Source organism: Candidatus Planktophila versatilis, assembly GCF_002288265.1.
Taxonomy (GTDB): domain Bacteria; phylum Actinomycetota; class Actinomycetes; order Nanopelagicales; family Nanopelagicaceae; genus Planktophila; species Planktophila versatilis.
The window spans coordinates 860,797-883,351 of record NZ_CP016778.1 but is presented as its reverse complement, the minus strand read 5'-3'; the positions used below and the strand labels follow the sequence as shown (position 1 = coordinate 883,351).

Below are 22,555 nucleotides of genomic sequence, written 5' to 3'. Positions count from 1 at the left end.
CGCGGTCCGCTTTTTTATTTAACAAATTTTTCAACAGATAACTGGAAGGGCAGGTGAGGTCAGATGGCAACATTTATCGATAGCGTCACTCTCTTTGCCACTGCCGGAAAAGGCGGCGACGGCTGCGTCTCTGTTAAGCGTGAAAAATTTAAGCCACTCGGTGGGCCAGATGGCGGCAATGGCGGACGCGGGGGAGACATCATTTTGGTTGTTGACTCATCTGTCACAACCTTGCTTGATTTCCATCACTCACCACATCGCAAAGCAACATCAGGTCACCAAGGATTCGGTGATCGTAAAGATGGAGTATCAGGTGAAGATCTCATCATGGCTGTTCCTAATGGCACAGTTGTCTATGATGAAAATGGGACACAAATTGCAGATCTCGTTGGTATCGGCACAACATTTCTTGCTGCACGTGGTGGCCACGGCGGATTAGGAAACTTAGCTCTCTCTTCTTCTAAGCGCCGCGCACCAGGCTTTGCACTCCTTGGTGAGCCAGGTGAAGAACGCAGACTCACACTCGAACTTAAATCAGTTGCTGATATCGCACTCGTTGGTTTTCCTAGCGCCGGTAAATCCTCACTTATCGCTGCAGTATCAGCGGCTCGACCAAAGATTGCCGACTATCCATTTACTACTCTTGTTCCAAATCTTGGTGTTGTGCAAGCTGGCGATACCCGCTTTACCGTGGCAGATGTTCCAGGACTTATTCCAGGTGCATCACAAGGAAAAGGCCTTGGACTTCAATTCTTGCGCCATGTAGAGCGCTGCGTCGCACTTGTACATGTACTTGATTGCGGAACTCTGGAGACAGATCGCAACCCGGTTGATGATTTAGATGCCATTGAAAATGAGCTCGCACTCTATGGCGGCCTGGAAGATCGAGTTCGTATTGTCGCACTCAATAAAATTGACTTACCTGATGGCAAAGCGATGGCCGATATGGTGCAGGAGCAGCTGAAAGAAAAAGGTTACGAGGTTTATCCAGTATCTGCAGCAAGCCGAGAAGGTTTACCTGAACTTATGTATGCCATGGCTCGACTTGTGCAACGCGAGCGAGCAGAGGCTGCGAAAGAAGAACGCACGCGCATCATCTTGCGCCCAGTTGCAGTCGATGATTCCGGGTTCTCAGTGCAACTCAATGGTGATGGATCCTTTAGCGTGCGCGGACAAAAAGTTGTTCGCTGGGTGCGACAGACAAACTTTAAGAATGCCGAAGCAATTGGTTATCTCGCAGATCGCCTGGCGCAGTTAGGTGTAGAAAAGGAACTCTTTAAGAAGGGCGCAGTTGCAGGTTCTGAAGTGCGCATTGGTTCTGGTGATAACGAAGTTGTCTTTGAATGGGAGCCAACTATTGAAGCCGGCGCTGAGCAACTTGCTGGCTTCTTACATCGCCGCGGTGAAGATTCACGTCTTGAAGGTGCATGGGGCGCAGTTGAGCCTGAGGTAGATAAACTTTCAGATGACGAAATTGCCCGGCAGTGGGAATACAACGTGGAAGAGCCAACAAATCCTGAAATAAAGTTATCATTAGCTCAACTAGAAGAGAGCGAAGAAGAAAGTCATGACAAGTGAACCGCGAGGCTTTAACCAGCGCTAAGCGCATCGTCATCAAAATCGGCTCGTCATCTCTCACCGGTGCTGCTGGGTCAGAGTTAGATCCACACGCTGTCGCCAAGATTGTTGACTTTGCTTACTCACTTAAAAAACGCGGCGCCGATGTACTCCTTGTTTCATCTGGTGCGATTGCTGCCGGGTTGGCGCCATTGGGCTTAAAGGTGCGGCCAAAGGATTTAGCTACCCAACAAGCGGCGGCCTCTGTCGGACAAGGTTTACTTATTGCCCAGTACCACGAGAAGTTTTCTGCCCATGGTGTTATCTCTTCCCAGGTTCTGCTGACCACTGAAGATATTGTGCGCCGCTCGCACTATCAAAATGCGCAGCAAACGCTCACTAAATTGCTCTCACTGGGTGTGATTCCGATTGTCAATGAAAATGACACTGTTGGAACCCAGGAAATTAGATTTGGTGACAACGATCGGCTCGCAGCACTTGTTGCACTCCTTATCCATGCTGATTTACTCATTCTGGTCTCAGATATTGATGCGCTCTATGACGCACCACCAACACAGAGTGGTGCACAACCAATTCGATATGTCGCCACAATGTCAGATATTGAAACCATTGTCTTAGGTGGAGCAGGCTCTGCCGGTGTGGGTAGTGGCGGAATGGTGACCAAGGTAGAGGCAGCGCGTATTGCAACCAGTGCTGGAATTGCGATGCTCCTTACATCACTTGCTCATTGCGGCCATGCAATCGCGGGTGAAGATTATGGAACCTTCTTTGCCCCGCAAAGTTCGAAAGCAACCTCACGTTTACTTTGGCTAGCGCATGCTTCAACGCCACAGGGGCGCCTTATTCTCGATGCCGGAGCAGTGAAGGCAATTCTTGAAAGAGGAGTGTCCTTACTTCCGGCTGGTGTCACAGCTGTTGAAGGCGAGTTCATCTCGGGTGACACCGTTGAGCTTGCCTCTGAAGCTGGCAAAGTTATTGCACGTGGTCTCGTTGCTTTTGATTCATCTGAAATTCCACAAATGCTGGGGCGTTCAACAAAGGAACTCGCAGCATCACTGGGCGCTGAATACGAGCGCGAGCTTGTGCATAGAGATGATTTAGTACTCCTATGAGCGCCGAAGCAATAATTGCCGAGTTGGCAAAGAAAGCCCGTATCGCTGCGCGCACTTTATCTACAGCCACAGGCGCCGAGCGAAAGTCGGCACTTGAAGTTATTGCGCAGGCAATTGAATCGCGGAGCGCAGAAATCTTGGCGGCCAATGAAATTGATATGCAGAATGCACGCAAAGAGCAGATGCATCCGCAGATGCAGGATCGGCTCTTACTTACCGCAGAACGTATTAAAGGTATTGCCGGGGGAGCGCGCCAAGTGGCAGCCCTTGCAGATCCACTCGGAATTACACTTCGTGAAAGTACGCTTCCTAACGGCCTTCATCTGCAACAAGTATCGGTTCCATTCGGTGTGATCGGCATGGTCTATGAGGCACGTCCTAACGTCACAGTCGATGCCGCAGTTATCTTGCTGATGTCAGGAAATGCTGCGCTCTTGCGTGGTTCATCAACAGCGCGTAATAGCAATGAAATCTTGGTCAACGTCATGCGCGATGCTTTACGCACGACAAAGATTTCACCTGAAGTGATTCAACTTGTTCCATCCGAAGATCGGGCAACGACTAAGGCCTTGCTCACAGCTCGTGGGAAAGTAGACCTTGTCATCCCTCGCGGAAGCGCCGCTCTTATTCGTATGGTCGTAGATGAATCAACGGTGCCAACAATTGAAACTGGCGCTGGCGTGTGTCACGTCTATGTTGATGAATTTGCAGATATTCAAAAGGCGCTTCCAATTCTTATTAACTCAAAGACACACAGGCCAAGTGTCTGCAATGCAGCAGAGACCTTGCTGGTGCATAAGGCAATCGCTCCCACATTCTTGCCAATGGCGCTGAAAGCTCTTAGCGATGCTGGTGTCATTTTGCATACTGATGCAACAGCGCAGAAGGTGGCCGAGAAGTTCAACATTGCAGCAACTATTGCAACGGATGAAAACTGGGCTACCGAGTACGGAGTTCTGGAGATGAATGTGGGAGTCGTTGATTCCGTTGATGCTGCAGCTGATCACATTGTGCAATACGGTACTAACCACACTGAAGCTATTGTCACTGAAGATAAAGCTGCCGCCGCTCGGTTTATCGCCCTCTCTGATTGCGCTGCGGTGATGGTCAATACCTCAACCCGATTTACCGATGGCGAACAAATGGGATTTGGTGCAGAGATCGGCATCTCAAATCAGAAGTTGCATGCACGCGGTCCAATGGGGTTAGAGGCGATGACAACTACTACCTGGATTGTTACCGGCACTGGCCAGATTCGCTCTTAAACCAAACCTTTTATAGACTCCAGCACATGAGCAGCCTCTCCCGCGATGATGTCGCAAAACTTGCAGGCCTTGCCCGAATTGAAATGACAGAGGAAGAGCTAGTAAGCCTTGCTTCCCAATTTGGAATGATTCTCGATGCCGTTGCTCGAGTTCAAGAGGTAGACCTGACGGGTGTGAAAGCAACATCGCACCCACAGCTACTAGAAAATATCGCACGCCCTGATGTTGTCCTTCCTAGTCTTTCGCCAACAGATGCGCTCTCTGGGGCCCCAGCACAAGAGGAGCAACGTTTTCGCGTTCCACAAATTCTTGGTGAGGCAGAATGATTCGCCAGAGCGCAACCCAGATGGCTGCTGCTTTGGCAGATGGATCAACTACTGCTGTTGAATTAACCAAGGCACACCTTGATCAGATTGCGGCCGTTGATGGTCAGGTGAAAGCATTTTTACATGTTGATGCCGAAGGCGCACTTGCCCAAGCAAAAGCGGTAGATGAAAAACGTAAGAGTGGCGAAAAGCTTTCACCTCTTGCCGGAATTCCATTAGCGCTCAAAGACGTGTTGGCACAACGCGGAGTTCCCACAACTGCTGGCTCAAAGATTTTGCAAGGCTGGCGCCCGCCCTATGACTCAACAGTTGTGAGCAAACTTAAAGATGCGGGCTTGGTGATATTAGGTAAGACAAATATGGATGAATTTGCCATGGGTTCATCGACTGAAAACTCTGGCTATGGCCCGACATTTAATCCGTGGGATTTAACTCGCACACCTGGTGGTTCATCCGGTGGATCAGCTGCTGCAGTCTCTGCCTTTCAAGCACCACTTGCAGTGGGATCAGATACTGGTGGATCTATTCGCCAACCGGCAGCGCTTACCGGAATCGTCGGAGTTCGCCCCACATATGGCGCAGTCTCTCGCTTTGGCTTGATTGCATATTCATCAAGTCTTGATCAAGCAGGGCCATTTGGTCGCACCGTATTAGATACGGCGCTTCTTCATGAAGTGATGGCAGGACATGATCCAAAAGATGCAACAAGTATTAACGCACCGGTTCCAGCAGTTGTTGCTGCGGCAAAGAGCGGTGATGTTAAAGGGATGAAGATTGGTGTGATCAAGCAGCTACAAGGTGCTGGATATCAGAAGGGCGTTCAAACACGTTTTGATGAATCACTACAGGTTCTAGCTTCCTTGGGAGCAGAGATTGTGGAAGTAGATTGTCCAAACTTTGAATACGCACTTGCTGCCTATTACTTAATCGCGCCTTCTGAGTGTTCTTCGAACTTGGCACGTTTTGATGCGATGCGCTACGGCCTTCGCACAGGAGATGCAGCTGGCGCATCGGCCGAAGCTGTCATGAGCGCTACTCGCGATGCTGGTTTTGGCCGTGAAGTTAAGCGCCGCATCATTCTTGGAACCTATGCCCTCTCATCTGGTTACTACGATGCTTACTACGGCAGTGCACAGAAGATTCGCACCTTAATCATTCAAGATTATGCAAAGGCATTTACCAAGGCCGATGTCTTGGTCTCACCGACAGCGCCGACAACTGCTTATAAAATTGGTGAGAAAGTTGATGATCCGATGGCGATGTATTTAGGTGATGTGGCAACCATTCCAGTAAACCTGGCAGGAATCTGCGGAATGTCACTGCCGGCAGGTTTAGCTGAAGAAGATAATTTGCCGGTTGGTTTCCAAATCATGGCACCTGCTATGCAAGATCAGCGTTTATACCAAGCAGGGGCAGCACTGGAAGCAGCGCTACTTTCAAAGTGGGGCGCACCGATTCTTTCCCAGGCACCAGTGTTGGCAGGGGGCAAGTAATGGCGCTTCCAACATATGACGAAGTAGTTGCTAAATGGGATCCAGTACTGGGTCTTGAGGTTCACGTTGAACTCAATACTCATAGCAAGATGTTCTGTTCTTGTGCCACGGAGTTTGGCGCAGAGCCAAATACCCAAACATGCCCGGTCTGTTTAGCACTTCCAGGCGCACTGCCGGTGGTGAACGAGAAGGCAATTGAGTCAACGATTCTGATTGGCCTGGCACTGAACTGCAAAATCGCGCCGTATAGTCGCTTTGCGCGCAAGAATTACTTCTATCCAGATATGCCGAAGAATTTCCAGATTTCACAGTATGACGAACCGATCTGTTTTGATGGCTATGTCGATGTCGAAATTGATACCGATGAAGGTCCCAAGCAATTCCGAATTGAAGTTGAACGCGTACATATGGAAGAAGACACTGGAAAGTCACTCCACGTGGGAGGTGCTACCGGTCGTATTCATGGCGCTGACTACTCACTACTTGATTACAACCGAGCCGGAATTCCACTAGTTGAAATTGTTACCAAGATTGTTCCCGGCACAGGTAAGTACGCACCAGAGGTGGCCAAGGCTTATGTGGCAGAACTCCGCGACATCCTGCGCGGCCTGAAAGTATCTGATGTGAAGATGGAGCAAGGCTCACTGCGATGCGATGCCAACGTTTCACTCAAACCAATTGGCTCTGATGTTCTAGGAACCAGATCTGAGACAAAGAACGTGAACTCACTTCGCTCGGTCGAACGCGCCATCCGTGGTGAAATGATTCGTCACGCAGAGCTGCTCAATGAAGGCAAGAAAGTGAAGCAAGAGACTCGTCACTTCCAAGAAGATACTGGCCTGACACGTTCTGGCCGCTCGAAAGAGCAAGCAGAGGATTACCGATACTTCCCAGATCCAGATTTACTTCCAGTAACACCGGCTGCTACCTGGATTGAAGAGCTTCGTGCAACCTTGCCTGAACGCCCATCGCTACGTCGCAAGCGCATTAAAGAAGAGTGGAATGTGCCTGATAAAGAGATGCAGGCGATGATTAACGCCGATGTTCTAGATATTGTCGAAGCGACAGTATTACTGGGCGCCGATCCGACCAAGGCGCGCACGTGGTGGCTCGGTGAAATATCACGTATTGCCAATGATCAAAATATTGCAGTGACTGAACTTGCCATCACCCCGGCAGATGTTGCCGAACTTATCGCACTGGTGGCCGCAGGTGAACTCACCGACAAACTTGCCCGTCAAGTTGTTGAGGGCGTTATCGCTGGCGAAGGAAAACCAGCGCAAGTTGTGGCCAAGCGCGGAATTAAAGTTGTTAACGATGATGGCGCACTCATGGCAGCCATTGAGAAAGTTTGTGCTGAACAAGCAGAAACTGCCGAGAAAGTTCGTGGGGGACACTTACCTGCAGCTGGCGCCTTGATTGGCGCAGTCATGAAAGAGACAAAGGGCCAAGCAGATGCGGCGCGAGTTCGCGAGCTTCTACTTGGCCACTTAGGTCAAGGCTAGTAACTAGTTAATGCGCTGCCGCGCCTTCACTTTCAACGAGTGACTCTTTACCAATATTGATAAAGAAGAAGAGCACAATTGCGCCCGCAAATAAGAGCGCGGCACTGACCTTAAATGCAGTGGTGAATCCATGCGTCACAGCAAATGGTTGAACCATCTTTCCAAGTTCAGTATGTGTTGCTGCATAGGCAGTCGTTGCAGTTGCCGCAATGGTATTGAGCAGCGCAACTCCCAGTGATCCACCAATCTGCTGAGAGGTGTTCACCATGGCACTTGCTACACCGGTGTCACGACCAGATACGCCATGGAGTGAAGTTGATGTCAGTGGGATAAACACCAGTGCCATACCTGAGCTCATGATGAGAAGTGATGGAAGAACATGTGTGACATAGCCAGTTTCAGGTGTGATGCGGGTGAGCATCAAAAGCCCAATTCCAGCGAAGATAAGCCCCGGAACCATGAGCGGCTTTGGTCCAATCTTCGGTAGTAGTTGGGAAGCAACTCCAGCGAAGATGATGATGCCAACAGAGAATGGCAAGAATGCAAAGCCAGAGTGAAGTGGTGTGTATCCAAGAATCACTTGTAGGTAGAGACCAAGGAATAGGAACATTGAAAATAGCCCGGCTCCCACAATAAGTGAACCAAGGTATGAACCACCACGGTTGCGTTCGGTAATAACGCGAAGAGGCATCAGCGGACTTGCCACCTTTGATTCAATAACGACGAAGGCCAGAAGCAGTACTACTGCTACGGCAAAAAATGTGAGCGTGAGGGAATCAGTCCAGCCTTCACGAGCTGCTTCATTAAATCCGTAAGTGAGTGCAAAGAGACCGGCAGTTGCTGTCACAACGCCAGGAATGTCATATTTCTTATCGCCAGCAGCTTTTGATTCATGCACAAACTTGGCTGCCAAGATGGCTGCGAGGATAGCGATTGGAGTATTGACGCCAAGGCACCAACGCCATGATGTGTATTCAGTAAGAACGCCGCCGACGATAAGTCCAATAGCTGCGCCGCCGCCAGAGATCGCGCCAAAGACACCAAATGCTTTTGCCCGCTCTTTTGGAACGGTAAATGTCACAGAGATAATTGCAAGGGCGGCTGGTGCGAGCAGGGCGCCGAAGACACCTTGTAAAGCGCGGGATGCAAAGAGCAGACCTTGTGTTGAGGCAATACCGCCGAGTGCTGATGCACCGGCAAATCCAAGGAGTCCGATAATGAAGATCTTCTTACGTCCCATGAAGTCACCTATGCGACCTCCCAGAAGCAGCAGTGAACCAAATGCCAATGTGTATGCGGTGATAATCCACTGCTGATTGGCATCAGAGATTCCCAAGTCAACCTTGGCGCTTGGAATCGCAATATTCATAATTGAGCTATCGAGAATCAACATCAATTGGGATATGGCTACGACGAAAAGCGTGCGCCATCTGGTTGGGTCAAGGGTCGTATCGGTTTCTTGCTTTGACACAGGAGTGTCTCCTTTTAATTGTTTTTAGGCTTGTCTCAAATCGAGTTGATAAGGGTAGAATTCTCTCATGTCAAAGATGAAACCTCGCTCCGGACTTGTCACTGATGGATTAGAGCGCGCTCCAGCGCGTGGAATGTTACGTGCTGTTGGAATGGGTGATGAAGATTGGGTGAAACCTCAGATCGGTATCGCATCTTCCTGGAATGAAATCACCCCATGCAATCTTTCATTAGATCGCCTTGCTAAAGCTTCTCGTAAAGGAATCATCGATGCTGGTGGATTTCCAATGCAGTTTGGAACTATTTCTGTCTCCGATGGAATCTCCATGGGCCACGAAGGTATGCACTTCTCACTCGTTTCGCGCGAGGTAATCGCTGACTCAGTAGAAACTGTGATGCAGGCAGAACGCCTCGATGGCATGGTGACATTTGCTGGTTGCGATAAATCACTTCCTGGCATGATGATGGCTGCTGCTCGACTAGATGTGGCATCAGTCTTTGTTTATGCCGGTTCCACTCTTCCTGGTCAGGTTGATGGAAAAGATGTCACGATTATCGATGCCTTTGAAGCAGTTGGTGCCTGTGCTCGTGGATTAATTACCCAAGATCGCGTAGACCAAATTGAAAAGGCCATCTGTCCTGGTGAGGGAGCTTGTGGTGGAATGTTTACCGCCAACACCATGGCAAGTATCGCCGAAGCAATTGGCCTTGCACTTCCAGGATCTGCGGCCCCTCCTGCAGTAGATCGCAGGCGCGATAAATTTGCCGAGCAATCTGGCGCTGCAGTAGTGAATTTGATTGCCAAGGGAATTACTACTCGCGACATCTTGACCAAGAAGGCTTTTGAAAATGCCATCACAATCTTGATGGCACTGGGTGGTTCGACCAACGCGGTGCTGCATCTTCTTGCAATCGCCCACGAGGCTGAAGTTGACCTCACACTGGAAGATTTCCATCGCATTGGTTCCAAGGTTCCGTTGATTGGTGATCTCAAGCCATTTGGAAAATTTGTCATGACCGATATTGACCGCGTGGGTGGAATCCCCGTTGTCTTGCGCGTCTTACTCGATGCTGGTTATCTCCATGGAGATTGCCTAACTGTTACCGGCAAGACCATGGCTGAGAACTTAGCTGACATCAAGCCGCCACTGGCTGACGGTGAAGTATTGCGTGCCATTGATAAGCCACTTTCAACAGATGTGGGAATCACAATTCTTGATGGCTCACTTGCCCCAGAAGGTGCGGTCAGTAAGACAGCCGGGATTGGCGTTGAGAAATTCGAAGGCCCTGCTCGTGTCTTTGAACGCGAACAATTGGCGATGGATGCACTTGAAAACGGAACAATTAAAGAAGGTGATGTAGTTGTGATCCGTTATGAAGGTCCTAAGGGTGGACCGGGTATGCGCGAGATGTTGATGATTACTGGCGCAATCAAAGGTGCTGGTCTTGGTAAGAAAACACTCTTGCTTACTGATGGTCGATTCTCGGGCGGTTCAACTGGGCTTTGTGTGGGACACATTGCACCCGAAGCAGTTGATGGTGGACCGATTGCATTTATTAAAGATGGCGATCTGATTCGTATTGATATCGCTACTCGAAAACTAGATTTATTGGTCGATGCGGCAGAACTAGAAGCTCGCAAAGTGGGGTGGAAACCACTGCCTCATAAGTACACCCGCGGCGTTCTCGCTAAGTATTCAAAGCTTGTTGGGTCAGCATCTAAGGGCGCGGTCTGCGATTAAATTTAGCGCCTGGCCCAATGGCTGTCTCATAAATTGAGACCTGCATCTCACCTCTTGACTCACACGGTACCTACGTTGGATAATAGGCGCATGCAATCACAGCGTTCGTCAGTTATTTCAGTGGTGGTGATTCGATAGCGCGTGCCTTCACGTCACACGCGCCCTCAGATATCTGAGGGTTTTTTCATTTAACAAGATTGAGCAAGTTCGGATTACGGAAAGGAGTACGAAGATGGCAAAGCATGTTCCAACAGCAAACGGCACCGCAATGACTGGGGCTACTGCACTTGTGAAGAGCCTGGAAGCTGCTGGCGTTGAAGTGATGTTCGGACTCCCAGGTGGCGCAATTCTTCCTGCTTACGATCCAATTTATGATTCAACAATTCGCCACATTCTTGTGCGCCACGAACAAGGCGCGGGCCATGCTGCAACTGGATATGCCCAAGTTTCTGGTCGCGCCGGCGTTTGTATTGCAACATCAGGACCAGGTGCGACAAACCTGGTAACACCATTAATGGATGCTTCCATGGACTCAGTGCCACTTGTTGCAATCACCGGTCAGGTGCCATCTGCGGCAATCGGAACTGATGCTTTTCAAGAGGCAGATATCCGTGGCATCACAATGCCATTTACTAAGCACAACTATTTGATTACTGATCCTGCCGAAATTCCTGGAGCTATCGCTGAAGCCTTCCACATCGCAACAACCGGTCGTCCGGGCCCAGTTCTTGTCGATGTTGCAAAAGATGCGCTGCAAAAGATGACAACTTTTAATTGGCCAACCTCAATTAATTTAGCTGGCTACAAGCCTCAGTCAACACCGAACGCGCAGGCAATCACCGATGCAGCAGCGCTCATTGCGCAATCTTCTAAGCCTGTCTTCTATGTGGGAGGCGGAGTAATCAAGGCAAATGCTGCGGCTGAACTTCGGGCACTTGTGGAACTTCTTGGTGCACCTGTTGTCACTACTTTGATGGCGCGCGGAGCTTTTCCTGATTCACATCCGTTGCATATGGGAATGCCTGGAATGCACGGAACAGTTGCGGCTGTTACTGCGCTACAGAAAGCTGACCTACTTATTACTTTAGGTGCTCGCTTTGATGATCGCGTGACCGGCAAGCTCTCTACCTTTGCGCCAAACGCCAAAATTCTCCATGCTGATATTGATCCTGCTGAAATTGGTAAGAACCGTCATGCTGATGTTGCCGTTGTGGGCGATGTCAGAGAGACAATGGCGGCACTTGTTCCAGCGTTGAAGGCAGCACTTGCTAAGAACAAGCCCGATCTCACCGCCTGGCTACGTCAGATGAATTCACTTAAATCAACCTACCCATTGGGCTTTGATATTCCAGATGATGGTTCACTTTCACCACAACTGGTTATCCAACGCCTTGGACAGATTTCTGGCACCGACACCATTTTCACCGCCGGTGTTGGTCAGCACCAGATGTGGGCATCACAGTTTATTTCTTACGAACATCCACGCACCTGGCTTAACTCCGGTGGCGCCGGAACTATGGGCTATGGCGTTCCTGCTGCCATGGGTGCAAAAGTTGCAGCACCTGATACAACTGTCTGGGCTATCGATGGCGATGGCTGTTTTCAAATGACTAACCAAGAGTTAGTAACGTGCGCGCTAAATAACATTCCTATCAAAGTTGCCATCATCAACAATGAATCTCTCGGCATGGTTCGCCAGTGGCAGACACTGTTCTATGACAGTCGTTACTCAAATACATCACTTGAGTCCAAGCGCGTTCCTAACTTTCCGATGCTTGCCGAATCTATGGGCTGCGTCGGACTTGCCTGTGATCGCCCAGAAGATCTTGATAAGACAATTGAAAAAGCTATGTCAATTAATGATCAACCAGTTGTCGTTGATTTCCGGGTTCACCGTGATGCCATGGTCTGGCCGATGGTTGCCGCTGGCACATCAAATGACGAGATCATGATTGCTCGGGCTACCGCCCCCGACTGGGATTCACAGGAGCTCTAATGACTACAGCCTCCCGTCGCCAACACACGCTCGAAGTTCTGGTTGAAAACTCACCTGGAGTTTTGGCTCGCGTAGCTGGACTATTCTCACGTCGTGCCTTCAATATTGATTCGCTTAATGTGGGTCCAACCCAAGACCCAACAATTTCCAAGATGGTTATCGTCGTTGGGGTGGAAGGTCACTCACTTGAGCAGGTCATCGCCCAGCTCGATAAGTTAATTAGCGTGATTTCAATTAAGGAAGTCTTGACCGGCAGCAAACCAGAAGTAATAAGTACCCAACCCGACTATCAAAACTAAGCAAGAAACTACTAAAGGAGAAATACCGTGGCAACGATGTATCACGAAGACGATGCAGATCTAGCAATCATCCAAGGTCGCAAGGTCGCGATCATCGGTTACGGCTCACAAGGCCACGCACATGCTTTGAACCTACGTGACTCAGGTGTCGATGTCCGCGTTGGTCTTAAAGAGGGTTCACCATCTCGTGCAAAGGCAGAAGCAGAAGGCTTGCGTGTTGTCAGCGTTGCCGAAGCGGTTAAGGAAGCAACTGTCATCATGCTCCTTGCGCCAGATCACTTGCAGCGTCATATTTACACAGATTCAATCTTGCCTAACCTTAAAAAGGGCGACGCCCTCTTCTTTGGTCACGGATTTAATATTCGCTTCGGTTACATCAAGCCAACTGCAGAAGTAGATGTCTGTATGGTTGCGCCAAAGGGTCCGGGTCACTTAGTACGCCGCGAATATGCAGCCGGCCGCGGAGTTCCTGTCATCGTTGCAGTGGAACAAGATTCAACTGGCAGTGCATGGCCGCTCACACTTTCTTATGCAAAGGCAATCGGTGGACTTCGCGCCGGTGGAATTCTTACAACCTTCACTGAAGAGACTGAGACAGATCTATTTGGTGAGCAGGCAGTTCTCTGTGGTGGCGCTTCCCAGTTAGTGATGTATGGCTTTGAAACTCTTGTGGAAGCGGGATATCAGCCAGAGGTTGCATACTTCGAGTGCCTGCACGAACTTAAGCTCATCGTTGATCTTATGTATGAAGGTGGAATTGCAAAGCAGCGCTGGTCTGTGTCAGATACTGCTGAATTCGGTGACTATGTCTCAGGACCACGCGTTATTGATCCACGCGTGAAAGAGAATATGAAGACGATCCTGTCTGAAATTCAATCTGGTGCATTTGCAAAGCGCTTCATTGATGATCAAGAAGCAGGTGGAGTTGAATTCAAGGCGCTGCGTGCCAAGGGTGAAACCCACATCATTGAAAACGTAGGACGCGAACTTCGCAAGATGTTTACCTGGATTAAGAGCTCAAATAAGGATGATTACAAAGAGGGAAGTGCGGCGCGTGGCTAAACCCGTTGTTTTAATTGCTGAAGAACTCAGCGCTGCAACACTAGATGCCTTAGGACCTGACTTTGAAGTTCGCAATTGCGACGGTGCAAACCGCGCTGAACTTCTGGCAGCACTGGGCGCCGGAGTGGACGCGGTTCTGATTCGCTCTGCGACCAAGATGGATGCAGAGGCAATTGCTGGTGCAAAGGGTCTAAAAGTTATTGCTCGTGCAGGTGTGGGTCTTGATAACGTAGATATTCCAGCTGCAACTGCGGCCGGAGTAATGGTTGTTAATGCACCCACTTCAAACATAGTTTCAGCAGCAGAACTCGCAATTTCATTGTTGCTTGCTTCCGCTCGATTTATCTCACCAGCCCATGCGGCACTTCGCAATGGCAAGTGGGCGCGTTCAAAGTACACCGGAGCCGAGCTCTTTGAAAAGACTCTTGGAGTTGTTGGTTTCGGTCGCATTGGGCAACTTGTTGCTCATCGCATGCAGGCATTTGGCATGAACATCATCGCATTCGATCCTTACTTGCAGCCAGCAAAAGCGGCGCAATTAGGAGTCGAATTAGTAGAGCTCGATGAACTTCTTAAGCGAAGTGATTTCATCACCATTCACCTGCCTAAGACAAAAGAGACTGCCAACCTCATCGGTGTGGAAGCGCTGAAGAAGGTTAAGAAGGAAGTTCGCATCATCAACGCCGCACGCGGTGGCGTACTTGATGAGAGCGCTCTTTATGATGCCATCGTTGAAGGTCGCGTTGCCGGTGCTGGACTTGATGTCTATGTGACTGAGCCATGTACTGATTCACCTTTGTTCCAACTTGATCAAGTGGTTGCAACCCCGCACCTTGGAGCTTCTACTGATGAAGCACAAGAGCGTGCCGGAATTGCCGTTGCCGTTTCAGTGCGTAAAGCACTTGCCGGTGAACTGGTTCCTGATGCGGTCAACGTTAAAGGTGGAGCTATTCACGATGAGATTCGTCCATCACTTCCACTTGTGGAGAAGATGGCGCAACTAGCAACTGCTATTGCTGGTGAAACCCCAGTCTCCATGGAGATCATCGTAAAAGGTGATATCTCCGGTCATGACTCTTCTATTCTTGCAATCAGTGCTCTGAAGGGAGCCCTCGTTGCATCAGGTGCTGAAGATGTTACTTATGTGAATGCACCAGGGTTGGCTGCAGAACGTGGGGTTACTTCTTCTGTTACGACAACACCTGATAGCCCGGAGTACCGCAGCATGATTTCACTGCGTGCAGCTCTTAATAACGGAAAATCACTTGTCGTTGATGGAACTCTGATGGGCATTCGCAAAGTAGAGAAAATCATTGCAATCGATGGCTTTGACCTAGATCTGCCACCGACAGAGAACCTGCTTTTCTTGCGTTATGCAGATAAGCCGGGAGTAGTTGGCGCGGTGGGTAATGCACTAGGTAGTGCGAAGATAAATATTGCGGGCATGCAGGTTGCTCGTATAACTGCTGGCGGTAGCGCACTTATGGCACTGACCGTTGATTCTGCTGTCTCTGATGCGGTTGCTGAAAGTGTTAAAAAAGAGACAGGCGCCGAGATAGTCCGATCAGTTAGGTTGGTGAACTAATGTCACGCACAATTAATCTCGCGGTTATTGCCGGCGATGGAATCGGTACTGAAGTAGTTGCTGAAGGACTTAAAGTCCTTGATGTCATTGCTACTAAATACGACCTCACCATCAACAAGAATCACTATGACTTAGGTGCCGGATATTGGCATCGCACGGGTGAAGTACTCCCAGATTCTGTTCTGGCAGAGCTTGCTAAGTCAGATGTCATCTTGCTTGGAGCCGTTGGAGATCCCACTGTTCCTAGCGGAATTCTCGAGCGCGGACTTCTGCTTAAACTCAGATTCGCATTTGATCACTACATCAACTTGCGTCCGGCAAAGTTAATGCCTGGCGTTACAGGTCCACTTGCTACCAAGGCCCCTATCGATTTCATCGTTGTGCGCGAAGGTACCGAAGGACCATATGCCGGTTCTGGTGGATTTCTTGCCGAAGGCACACCTTATGAGATTGCAACTGAAGAGTCACTTAATACCCGACGGGGTGCAGAGCGTGTTATTCGTGATGCCTTTGCCCGCGCCGCCAACCGTGAACGTAAGAAGCTCACACTTGTTCATAAGAACAACGTGCTCACTCGTTCCGGCAGTCTCTGGACTCGCACATTTAATGAAGTTGCTAAGGAATTTCCAACAGTAACTACCGATTATTTACACGTTGATGCTGCCTCTATGTTCTTTGTTACCAACCCAGAGCGCTTTGATGTCGTTGTCACAGACAATCTCTTCGGAGATATCTTGACCGATATTGCAGCTGCAATTTGTGGTGGCATTGGACTTGCCGCCTCTGGCAATATCAACCCAACAGGTCAATTCCCATCCATGTTTGAACCTGTGCACGGATCAGCACCTGATATTGCTGGTAAGAATATCGCTGACCCAACAGCGACAGTGATGTCTATTTCCATGATGCTCGATCATTTAAAGCTCCATGATGCGGCGCGCGATGTTGAAAAGGCTGTCGCAAGTGATCTCGCATCACGTGGGACGACAAAGCGCAGCACCACTGAAGTGGGTTCAGCGTTAGCAGCATTGGTGAAGTAAATGAAGATCACTCTTAATCCACACGCTGTTCCTACCGCAGAGCGCGAAGAAAAAGTCGCCAACTGTGGTTTTGGAAAGTATTACACCGACCATATGGTCGTATGTGAGTGGACTGAAAGTGGGGGATGGCAAGAGCCAGAGCTCAAGCCTTACGGCCCGATTACTCTCGATCCGGCAACTGCAGTCTTTCATTACGGACAAGAAATCTTTGAAGGCATGAAGGCTTATCGCCAACCTGATGGCGGCATCGCACTCTTTCGCCCGGAAGCTAATGCTCGACGCTTTGCTAAATCTGCCAACCGTCTTGCACTTCCGGAAATGCCAGAAGCGTTGTTCTTAGAGACAATTCAAACTCTAGTAAAACAAGATGCTGGTTGGGTTCCAGGAAAAATCGGAGAAGCTCTTTATATTCGCCCATTTATGATTGCAACAGAAGTTGGACTCGGTGTGCGGCCAGCAAATAAGGCCACCTATCTTCTTATTGCCACTCCAGCAGGAGCATATTTTGATCCATCCAAGGCAGTCTCTGTCTGGATCTCTACTGAATATGTTCGCGCAGCTCAAGGTGGAACAGGTGAAGCAAAGTGTGGCGGAAACTACGCAGCCTCACTGATTGCACAGAAAGCTGCCGCAAAAGAAGGTTGCGATCAAGTTGTTTGGATTGATGCCAAAGAACGTAAATGGATAGAAGAGATGGGCGGCATGAACCTCTACTTTGTTAAAAGTAAAGGCGCCGATGCAACTGTGATTACTCCAAAGTTAACTGGAACTTTGTTGCCTGGAATTACTCGTGACTCAATTCTTTCAGTAGCCAAAGACCTTGGTTATAAGACAGAGGAAGTCATGCTCTCTATCGATGACTGGCGTGAAGGTGTGACTTCCGGTGAAATCACCGAAATCTTTGCCTGTGGAACTGCCGCTGTGGTTTCACCTGTCGGTCAAGCAAAATCTGCGATGGGCACCTGGGTAACCGGTGACGGTGAACCCGGCACCATCACGATGCAGATTCGCAACCATTTATTAGCAATCCAACATGGCACCACGGAAGATAAGCACGGTTGGATGCAAAAGGTTGCGCTGTGAGCATCAGCGATGCCTTTCATATCTATGACACCACCCTTCGAGATGGGGCGCAGCAAGAAGGCTTAAACCTTTCAGTTCACGACAAACTCACTATTGCCCGCCATCTTGATGATCTCGGTGTTGGCTTTATCGAAGGCGGCTGGCCAGGTGCCAACCCAAAAGATACTGAATTCTTTGCTCTGGCAAAAAAAGAGTTAAAACTTAAGAACGCCACCTTTGTGGCTTTCGGTGCAACCCGTCGCCCGAATGTGAAAGCTGCCGATGATGTATTACTTGGCGCACTTCGTGACTCTGGGGCGCCGGCCGTAACACTGGTGGCAAAGTCATATGACCGACACGTTGAGCTAGCACTGAAAACAACGCTGGCTGAAAACTTAGAAATGATTCGCGATTCAGTGACGCACTTACGTCAAGAAGGTCAGCGAGTATTTCTTGATGCCGAGCACTTCTTTGATGGCTATCGTGCCAATCGTGCCTACGCTCTAGAAGTAGTTCGCGTGGCAGCTGAAGCTGGCGCCGATGTGATTGCACTGTGTGATACCAACGGTGGAATGTTGCCTGATGAAATTGCGGATGTGGTGCACGATATTCTCGGTGCATCTTCTGCTCGACTTGGTATCCATTGCCACAATGACACCGGCTGCGCAGTTGCTAATTCAATGGCTGCAGTCAAGGCCGGTGTGACACACGTGCAGGGAACACTCAATGGTTATGGTGAGCGCACAGGTAACGCTGACCTGGTCACAATCATTGCTAACTTTGAGTTGAAGAAGAAGAAAGAAGTTCTGCCCCAGAACGCACTGCGTGAGGCATTTCGCATCTCCCATGCAGTTGCTGAAGTAACCAATATTTCACCATCACCACGCCAGCCATATACCGGTGTCTCAGCCTTTGCACATAAGGCCGGACTTCACGCATCTGCCATTAAAGTTGACCCGGCGCTATATCAACATGAAGACCCAGAATCTGTTGGAAACGATATGCGGATGTTGGTCTCCGATATGGCAGGTCGTGCTTCAGTTGAATTAAAGTCCATGGAACTCGGAGTTGACCTCAATGGCGATCGCGAACTCATCGGTCGCGTTGTGGAGCGCGTTAAAGAGATGGAAGCTCGCGGCTTCACCTTTGAAGCAGCCGATGCCTCTTTTGAACTCTTGCTACGTGAAGAAGCAACCGGGAAGCGCCCATCATTTTTCACCATTGATCACTGGCTCACCACAACTGAACGCGGTGCCAACAATGTAATTCTGACAAAAGCAGAGGTAACAGTTACCGCCCAAGGCAAAGAGATCACATGTTCTGGTGTCGGTAATGGTCCGGTGAACGCTTTTGATACTGCACTTCGCGCCGGACTCAATCAGCTTTACCCAGAACTTTCCGCACTTGAACTCACTGACTATAAAGTGCGAATCCTGGAAGGTCGCCTGGGCACGGGGGCAGTTACTCGCGTTCTGATTGAAACTTCAGATGGAAAGGGTGAGTGGAATACCGTGGGTGTACACGAGAACGTTATTGCCGCCTCGGCTATGGCGCTGGAAGATGCCCTTACCTTTGGTCTGCTACGCCAGGGTCGCAAGTCGGAGTAGATATTTCTACTACCTCCTGTACTTTTTACCCATGACCAGAACGCTCAGTAGGAGATATACCAAGACCGAGTCTTCTGAGTGGCTAGCCCAAAGACTTAAAAAACTAGATATTCGAAGCTATGAAGAATTTGCCAATCTTGTTGGCCTAGATCGCGGAACTATCTCGCGCTACTTCCGACATGATCGCCGGCCATCAATTGATGTCATTGCACCGCTATGTGAGGTTCTAGAAGTTTCGCCTGAAACTTTATTGATTGTCTTGGGCGCGTTAGATAAGCGTTAGTTATGAACGGCTTTCAATAAAGAAGTCAGTAGTGCCTTCAATCGGTATGAAACTTCGCTCTGATAGATCATCAGCCCATAAGGTGTAGAAAATCAGGTACTCGTCATCGGTGAGTAAATCTCCCATAAATGCCTTGATATCTTCATAGGAGAGCTCGGTATTAATCAGGAGTTCAACTGAGCCATTCTCGCTGCGAGAAATAGATGGAACAGAGACAGACTCAGAAACCCGGATTCGCACCTTCACACGGTAGTCCAAATGTTGCTTATCCGCATCGGTTTATGACGGGGATATCGTGACTACGGGAGATATTCTTAATCTATGTCACACTTCGAGAAAATCATGGCGCAATACACCGCCCATCTCGAAAAAGAGCGCACGCTTTCAGTGCACACAATTCGTGCTTATCTAGGGGATCTCACTAGTTTCTTTGACAGCCTTGCTAGCCAAGGCGTGGCAGATATTTCTGTGGTAACGATTGCAAATATTCGTTCATGGCTGGCAACCCAACAAGTAACTGGCGGTGCGCGCACAACTCTCTCACGCAGAGCGGTCTCAATCCGCCTCTTTACTAAGTGGGCTGCTAAGAAGGGCTACCTAACGAAAGACATAGGGGCAACCCTTGCTACACCGAAGGGCCATCGCACCCTGCCAGATGTGCTTACTGTTAGTGATGCCAGCACTGCTATGGATTCACTTGCCACGCGCGTGGCCGAAGAAGAGAGTCCACTTTCCAAGCGTGATTGTGCCATCGTCGAAGTTCTCTATGCATCTGGGGCTCGAGTTTCAGAACTCTGCGGACTAGACCTTGGCGATATCGATTATCAGCGCAATACCATTCGCGTGATCGGTAAGGGCGATAAGCAGCGCATGATTCCGCTGGGTAATCCAGCAATGAAGGCGTTAGATGATTGGTTAAATAATGGCAGAGAAGAAATTGCAAGAAGTGGCTCAGCCCAAGCTGTTTTCTTAGGTGCTCGCGGTGCGCGCATTGATCAGCGCACAGTTCGCACCGTTGTCTATGAAGCACTCTCTGCGCTAGAAGGTGTTGAGCGAATGGGACCACATGCACTTCGTCATTCAGCTGCAACACATCTACTAGAAGGAGGGGCTGACCTTCGCACCGTGCAAGAGATATTGGGCCATGCATCCCTTGCCACTACCCAGATCTATACCCATGTATCGACGGAAAGATTGCAGAAAGCCTTTAAGCAGGCTCATCCTCGCGCTTAGCCAGTGAATGAGGCGTGGATTTTGCACCCCTTGGCGGCAGGTAGGATTTGCCCCGCACCAGTTGCGAAACTGGTGACATCTCAGCATCTATGTATGAACTGACTTTTCAGGGAATACAAGCCACTTCGGTCCTAGTCGAAAGACTTGGTCGGCGTTGTAGGTGCGACGGTCTTAGCAAATAGTTAAGACATTAACCGAGCAGGTTCTTGTGCTGTGCACAAAAACCTAAGAAGGAGCGTGCCGTCATGGCAGTTGTAACAATGCGCGAACTCCTCGACAGCGGAGTCCACTTCGGACACCAGACTCGTCGTTGGAATCCAAAGATGAAGCGTTTTATTTTCACCGAACGCAATGGCATCTACATCATCGACATCCAGCAATCACTTGCACTTATCGACTCTGCATACGCTTTCGTTAAGGACACTGTTGCTAAGGGTGGCCACGTCTTATTCGTGGGAACAAAGAAGCAGGCTCACAAGCCAATCATCGATCAAGCAGCTCGCGTTGGCATGCCAACCGTTACTGAGCGCTGGTTAGGTGGAATGCTCACAAACTTCCCAACTGTCTATAAGCGTATTCAGCGTCTGAAAGAACTAGAAGCACTTGAGACAGCAAATGACCTCTTGCTCACAAAGAAAGAACTTCTTGTTCTTCGCCGTGAGCGCGAAAAACTATTTAAGAACCTCGACGGTATTCGTCACATGACTAAGTTGCCTTCCGCAATCTGGGTTGTCGATACCAAGAAGGAGCACCTAGCAGTTGCTGAAGCTAAGAAGCTTGGCATTCCTGTCATTGCCATCCTTGATACCAACTGTGATCCAGATGAAGTTGATTTCAAGATCCCAGGTAATGATGATGCGATTCGTTCAATCGAGTTACTTACTCGCGTGATCACTGATGCAATTGTTGAGGGCCTAAAGGCTCGCACCGCAGCTGCGCCAGCTCCAGTTGCAACTGCAGAGGCTGCAGCAGCAGAAGCTCTTGAGACAGAGATCCTGCAAGCATCAGCACCAGCAACCGATGCACCAGTGGAGGCATAAGTAAATTGGCTAACTATTCAGCAAATGATGTAAAGCGCCTTCGCGAAGCAACTGCAGCAGGAATGCTCGATTGCAAGAAGGCACTTGATGAAGCAGACGGTGATTATGACAAGGCTGTTGAAATCATTCGGGTTAAGGGACAAAAGGGCGTTACCAAGCGCGAAGGTCGTTTAACTTCAAATGGTTTGGTCGTGGCAAAGGTTTCAGGTGACGTTGGCGTCATGCTAGAACTGAACTGCGAGACAGACTTCGTGGCAAAGGGCGAGCGTTTTATCGCACTTGGCGATGAAATGATCGAGCACCTGCTTTCTGCTAAGTCAGCAGATGTGGCAACATTCCTGGCATCAACGATGGCTAACGGCAAGACCGTGCAGTCTGTGATTGATGAAGGAAATGCCACGCTGGGTGAGAAGATTGAAATTCGCAACGTTGCGGTAATCCAAGGTCCAGTTGGACTTTATCTTCACAAGACAAGTCCAGATTTGCCACCACAGGTTGGCGTTCTAGTCTCACTTGCGAAGGAAGCAGCAGAAGTAGGTAAAGATGTGGCACAGCACATCGCAGCATTTGCACCACGTTTTGTTAATCGCGAAGATGTTCCAGCAGACCTCATTGAAACTGAGCGTCGACTAGCTGAGGAGACAGCTCGCGCAGAAGGTAAGCCAGAGGCTTCACTTTCAAAGATTATCGAAGGCCGCGTTACTGGTTTTGTGAAGGAAGTTTCACTTATCGAGCAGGCTTTTGCTAAGGATGCCAAGAAGACCGTGAAGCAGATCCTCGATGAGGCAGGAACCGCCGTCAAGGCATTCCACCGTTTCCGCGTAGGTCAGTAAACTAAATCCTAAGGATTTAAAACG

The 22,555-nt window shown here is 49.5% G+C and carries 19 protein-coding genes and 1 pseudogene; 18 read left to right on the top strand and 2 right to left on the bottom strand.

What is annotated here, in order from left to right; translation table 11 throughout:
- Positions 1-63 precede the first annotated feature (63 nt).
- Genes obgE through gatB form a run of 6 tightly spaced genes read left to right on the top strand, consistent with a single transcriptional unit; the run spans position 64 to position 7,279 of the window.
- On the top strand, positions 64-1,578 hold the full coding sequence (gene obgE / locus A1sIIB76_RS04485) for a GTPase ObgE (protein ID WP_095675029.1): 1,515 nt from the start codon (positions 64-66) through the stop codon (positions 1,576-1,578).
- Entirely contained in the window at positions 1,575-2,690 is a 1,116-nt protein-coding gene (gene proB, locus A1sIIB76_RS04480; protein WP_095675028.1) for a glutamate 5-kinase, read from the top strand. Before obgE ends, proB begins: the two co-directional genes overlap by 4 nt.
- Entirely contained in the window at positions 2,687-3,955 is a 1,269-nt protein-coding gene (locus tag A1sIIB76_RS04475; RefSeq protein ID WP_095697106.1) for a glutamate-5-semialdehyde dehydrogenase, read from the top strand. The genes proB and A1sIIB76_RS04475 overlap by 4 nt, the downstream gene beginning before the upstream one ends.
- A 26-nt stretch (positions 3,956-3,981) precedes the next feature.
- A complete protein-coding gene (gatC, locus tag A1sIIB76_RS04470) occupies positions 3,982-4,281 on the top strand; it encodes an Asp-tRNA(Asn)/Glu-tRNA(Gln) amidotransferase subunit GatC (RefSeq protein ID WP_095675026.1) in 300 nt (99 codons plus the stop codon).
- Entirely contained in the window at positions 4,278-5,774 is a 1,497-nt protein-coding gene (gene gatA / locus A1sIIB76_RS04465; RefSeq protein WP_095697105.1) for an Asp-tRNA(Asn)/Glu-tRNA(Gln) amidotransferase subunit GatA, read from the top strand. Before gatC ends, gatA begins: the two co-directional genes overlap by 4 nt.
- Positions 5,774-7,279, top strand: coding sequence for an Asp-tRNA(Asn)/Glu-tRNA(Gln) amidotransferase subunit GatB (gene gatB, locus A1sIIB76_RS04460; RefSeq protein ID WP_095675024.1), 1,506 nt, complete (start codon positions 5,774-5,776; stop codon positions 7,277-7,279). The genes gatA and gatB overlap by 1 nt, the downstream gene beginning before the upstream one ends.
- A gap of 7 nt (positions 7,280-7,286) precedes the next feature.
- On the opposite strand, the gene A1sIIB76_RS04455 is transcribed toward gatB, so the two are convergent.
- Entirely contained in the window at positions 7,287-8,750 is a 1,464-nt protein-coding gene (locus A1sIIB76_RS04455; RefSeq protein WP_095697104.1) for an MFS transporter, read from the bottom strand.
- Between the two features lie 67 nt (positions 8,751-8,817).
- On the opposite strand from A1sIIB76_RS04455, the gene ilvD reads away from it, so the two are divergent.
- From ilvD to A1sIIB76_RS06910, 9 genes and pseudogenes are all read left to right on the top strand, one after another.
- On the top strand, positions 8,818-10,491 hold the full coding sequence (gene ilvD, locus A1sIIB76_RS04450) for a dihydroxy-acid dehydratase (RefSeq protein WP_095697103.1): 1,674 nt from the start codon (positions 8,818-8,820) through the stop codon (positions 10,489-10,491).
- Positions 10,492-10,723: 232 nt separating this feature from the next.
- Positions 10,724-12,487, top strand: coding sequence for an acetolactate synthase large subunit (locus A1sIIB76_RS04445; RefSeq protein ID WP_095697102.1), 1,764 nt, complete (start codon positions 10,724-10,726; stop codon positions 12,485-12,487).
- Positions 12,487-12,732, top strand: a pseudogene (ilvN, locus tag A1sIIB76_RS04440) (acetolactate synthase small subunit); the annotation flags it as partial. The gene A1sIIB76_RS04445 and the pseudogene ilvN, both read left to right, overlap by 1 nt.
- A 90-nt stretch (positions 12,733-12,822) precedes the next feature.
- The gene (gene ilvC, locus A1sIIB76_RS04435) at positions 12,823-13,848 is read left to right on the top strand and encodes a ketol-acid reductoisomerase (protein ID WP_190286262.1); all 1,026 of its coding nucleotides are present in this window, start codon (positions 12,823-12,825) and stop codon (positions 13,846-13,848) included.
- The gene (serA, locus tag A1sIIB76_RS04430) at positions 13,814-15,433 is read left to right on the top strand and encodes a phosphoglycerate dehydrogenase (protein ID WP_190286225.1); all 1,620 of its coding nucleotides are present in this window, start codon (positions 13,814-13,816) and stop codon (positions 15,431-15,433) included. Before ilvC ends, serA begins: the two co-directional genes overlap by 35 nt.
- Positions 15,433-16,473: a 3-isopropylmalate dehydrogenase gene (locus A1sIIB76_RS04425; RefSeq protein ID WP_095697100.1), complete on the top strand. Its 1,041-nt coding sequence runs from the start codon at positions 15,433-15,435 to the stop codon at positions 16,471-16,473. Before serA ends, A1sIIB76_RS04425 begins: the two co-directional genes overlap by 1 nt.
- On the top strand, positions 16,474-17,556 hold the full coding sequence (locus tag A1sIIB76_RS04420; RefSeq protein ID WP_095697099.1) for a branched-chain amino acid aminotransferase: 1,083 nt from the start codon (positions 16,474-16,476) through the stop codon (positions 17,554-17,556).
- Complete coding sequence (gene cimA / locus A1sIIB76_RS04415) at positions 17,553-19,142, top strand: citramalate synthase (RefSeq protein WP_095675016.1); 1,590 nt, start codon at positions 17,553-17,555, stop codon at positions 19,140-19,142. Before A1sIIB76_RS04420 ends, cimA begins: the two co-directional genes overlap by 4 nt.
- 31 nt (positions 19,143-19,173) lie before the next feature.
- Positions 19,174-19,425, top strand: coding sequence for a helix-turn-helix domain-containing protein (locus A1sIIB76_RS06910; RefSeq protein WP_190279055.1), 252 nt, complete (start codon positions 19,174-19,176; stop codon positions 19,423-19,425).
- Here the strand turns inward: A1sIIB76_RS06910 and A1sIIB76_RS04405 are convergent, their stop codons facing one another.
- Positions 19,426-19,665 (bottom strand): hypothetical protein, encoded by a 240-nt coding sequence (locus A1sIIB76_RS04405; RefSeq protein WP_125918788.1) that lies wholly within the window; start codon positions 19,663-19,665, stop codon positions 19,426-19,428. It lies immediately after the preceding gene.
- 81 nt (positions 19,666-19,746) lie between these two features.
- Here A1sIIB76_RS04405 and A1sIIB76_RS04400 point away from each other — a divergent pair, with 81 nt between their 5' ends.
- The 3 genes from A1sIIB76_RS04400 (at position 19,747) to tsf (ending at position 22,531) form a co-directional block, all read left to right on the top strand.
- Positions 19,747-20,658 carry a tyrosine recombinase XerC gene (locus tag A1sIIB76_RS04400; protein WP_095697098.1) on the top strand — a complete coding sequence of 304 codons (912 nt, stop codon included), beginning with the start codon at positions 19,747-19,749 and terminating at the stop codon, positions 20,656-20,658.
- A gap of 245 nt (positions 20,659-20,903) precedes the next feature.
- Positions 20,904-21,698 (top strand): 30S ribosomal protein S2, encoded by a 795-nt coding sequence (rpsB, locus tag A1sIIB76_RS04395; protein ID WP_095684864.1) that lies wholly within the window; start codon positions 20,904-20,906, stop codon positions 21,696-21,698.
- Positions 21,699-21,703: 5 nt separating this feature from the next.
- Positions 21,704-22,531, top strand: coding sequence for a translation elongation factor Ts (tsf, locus tag A1sIIB76_RS04390; RefSeq protein WP_095697097.1), 828 nt, complete (start codon positions 21,704-21,706; stop codon positions 22,529-22,531).
- Positions 22,532-22,555: the final 24 nt, after the last annotated feature.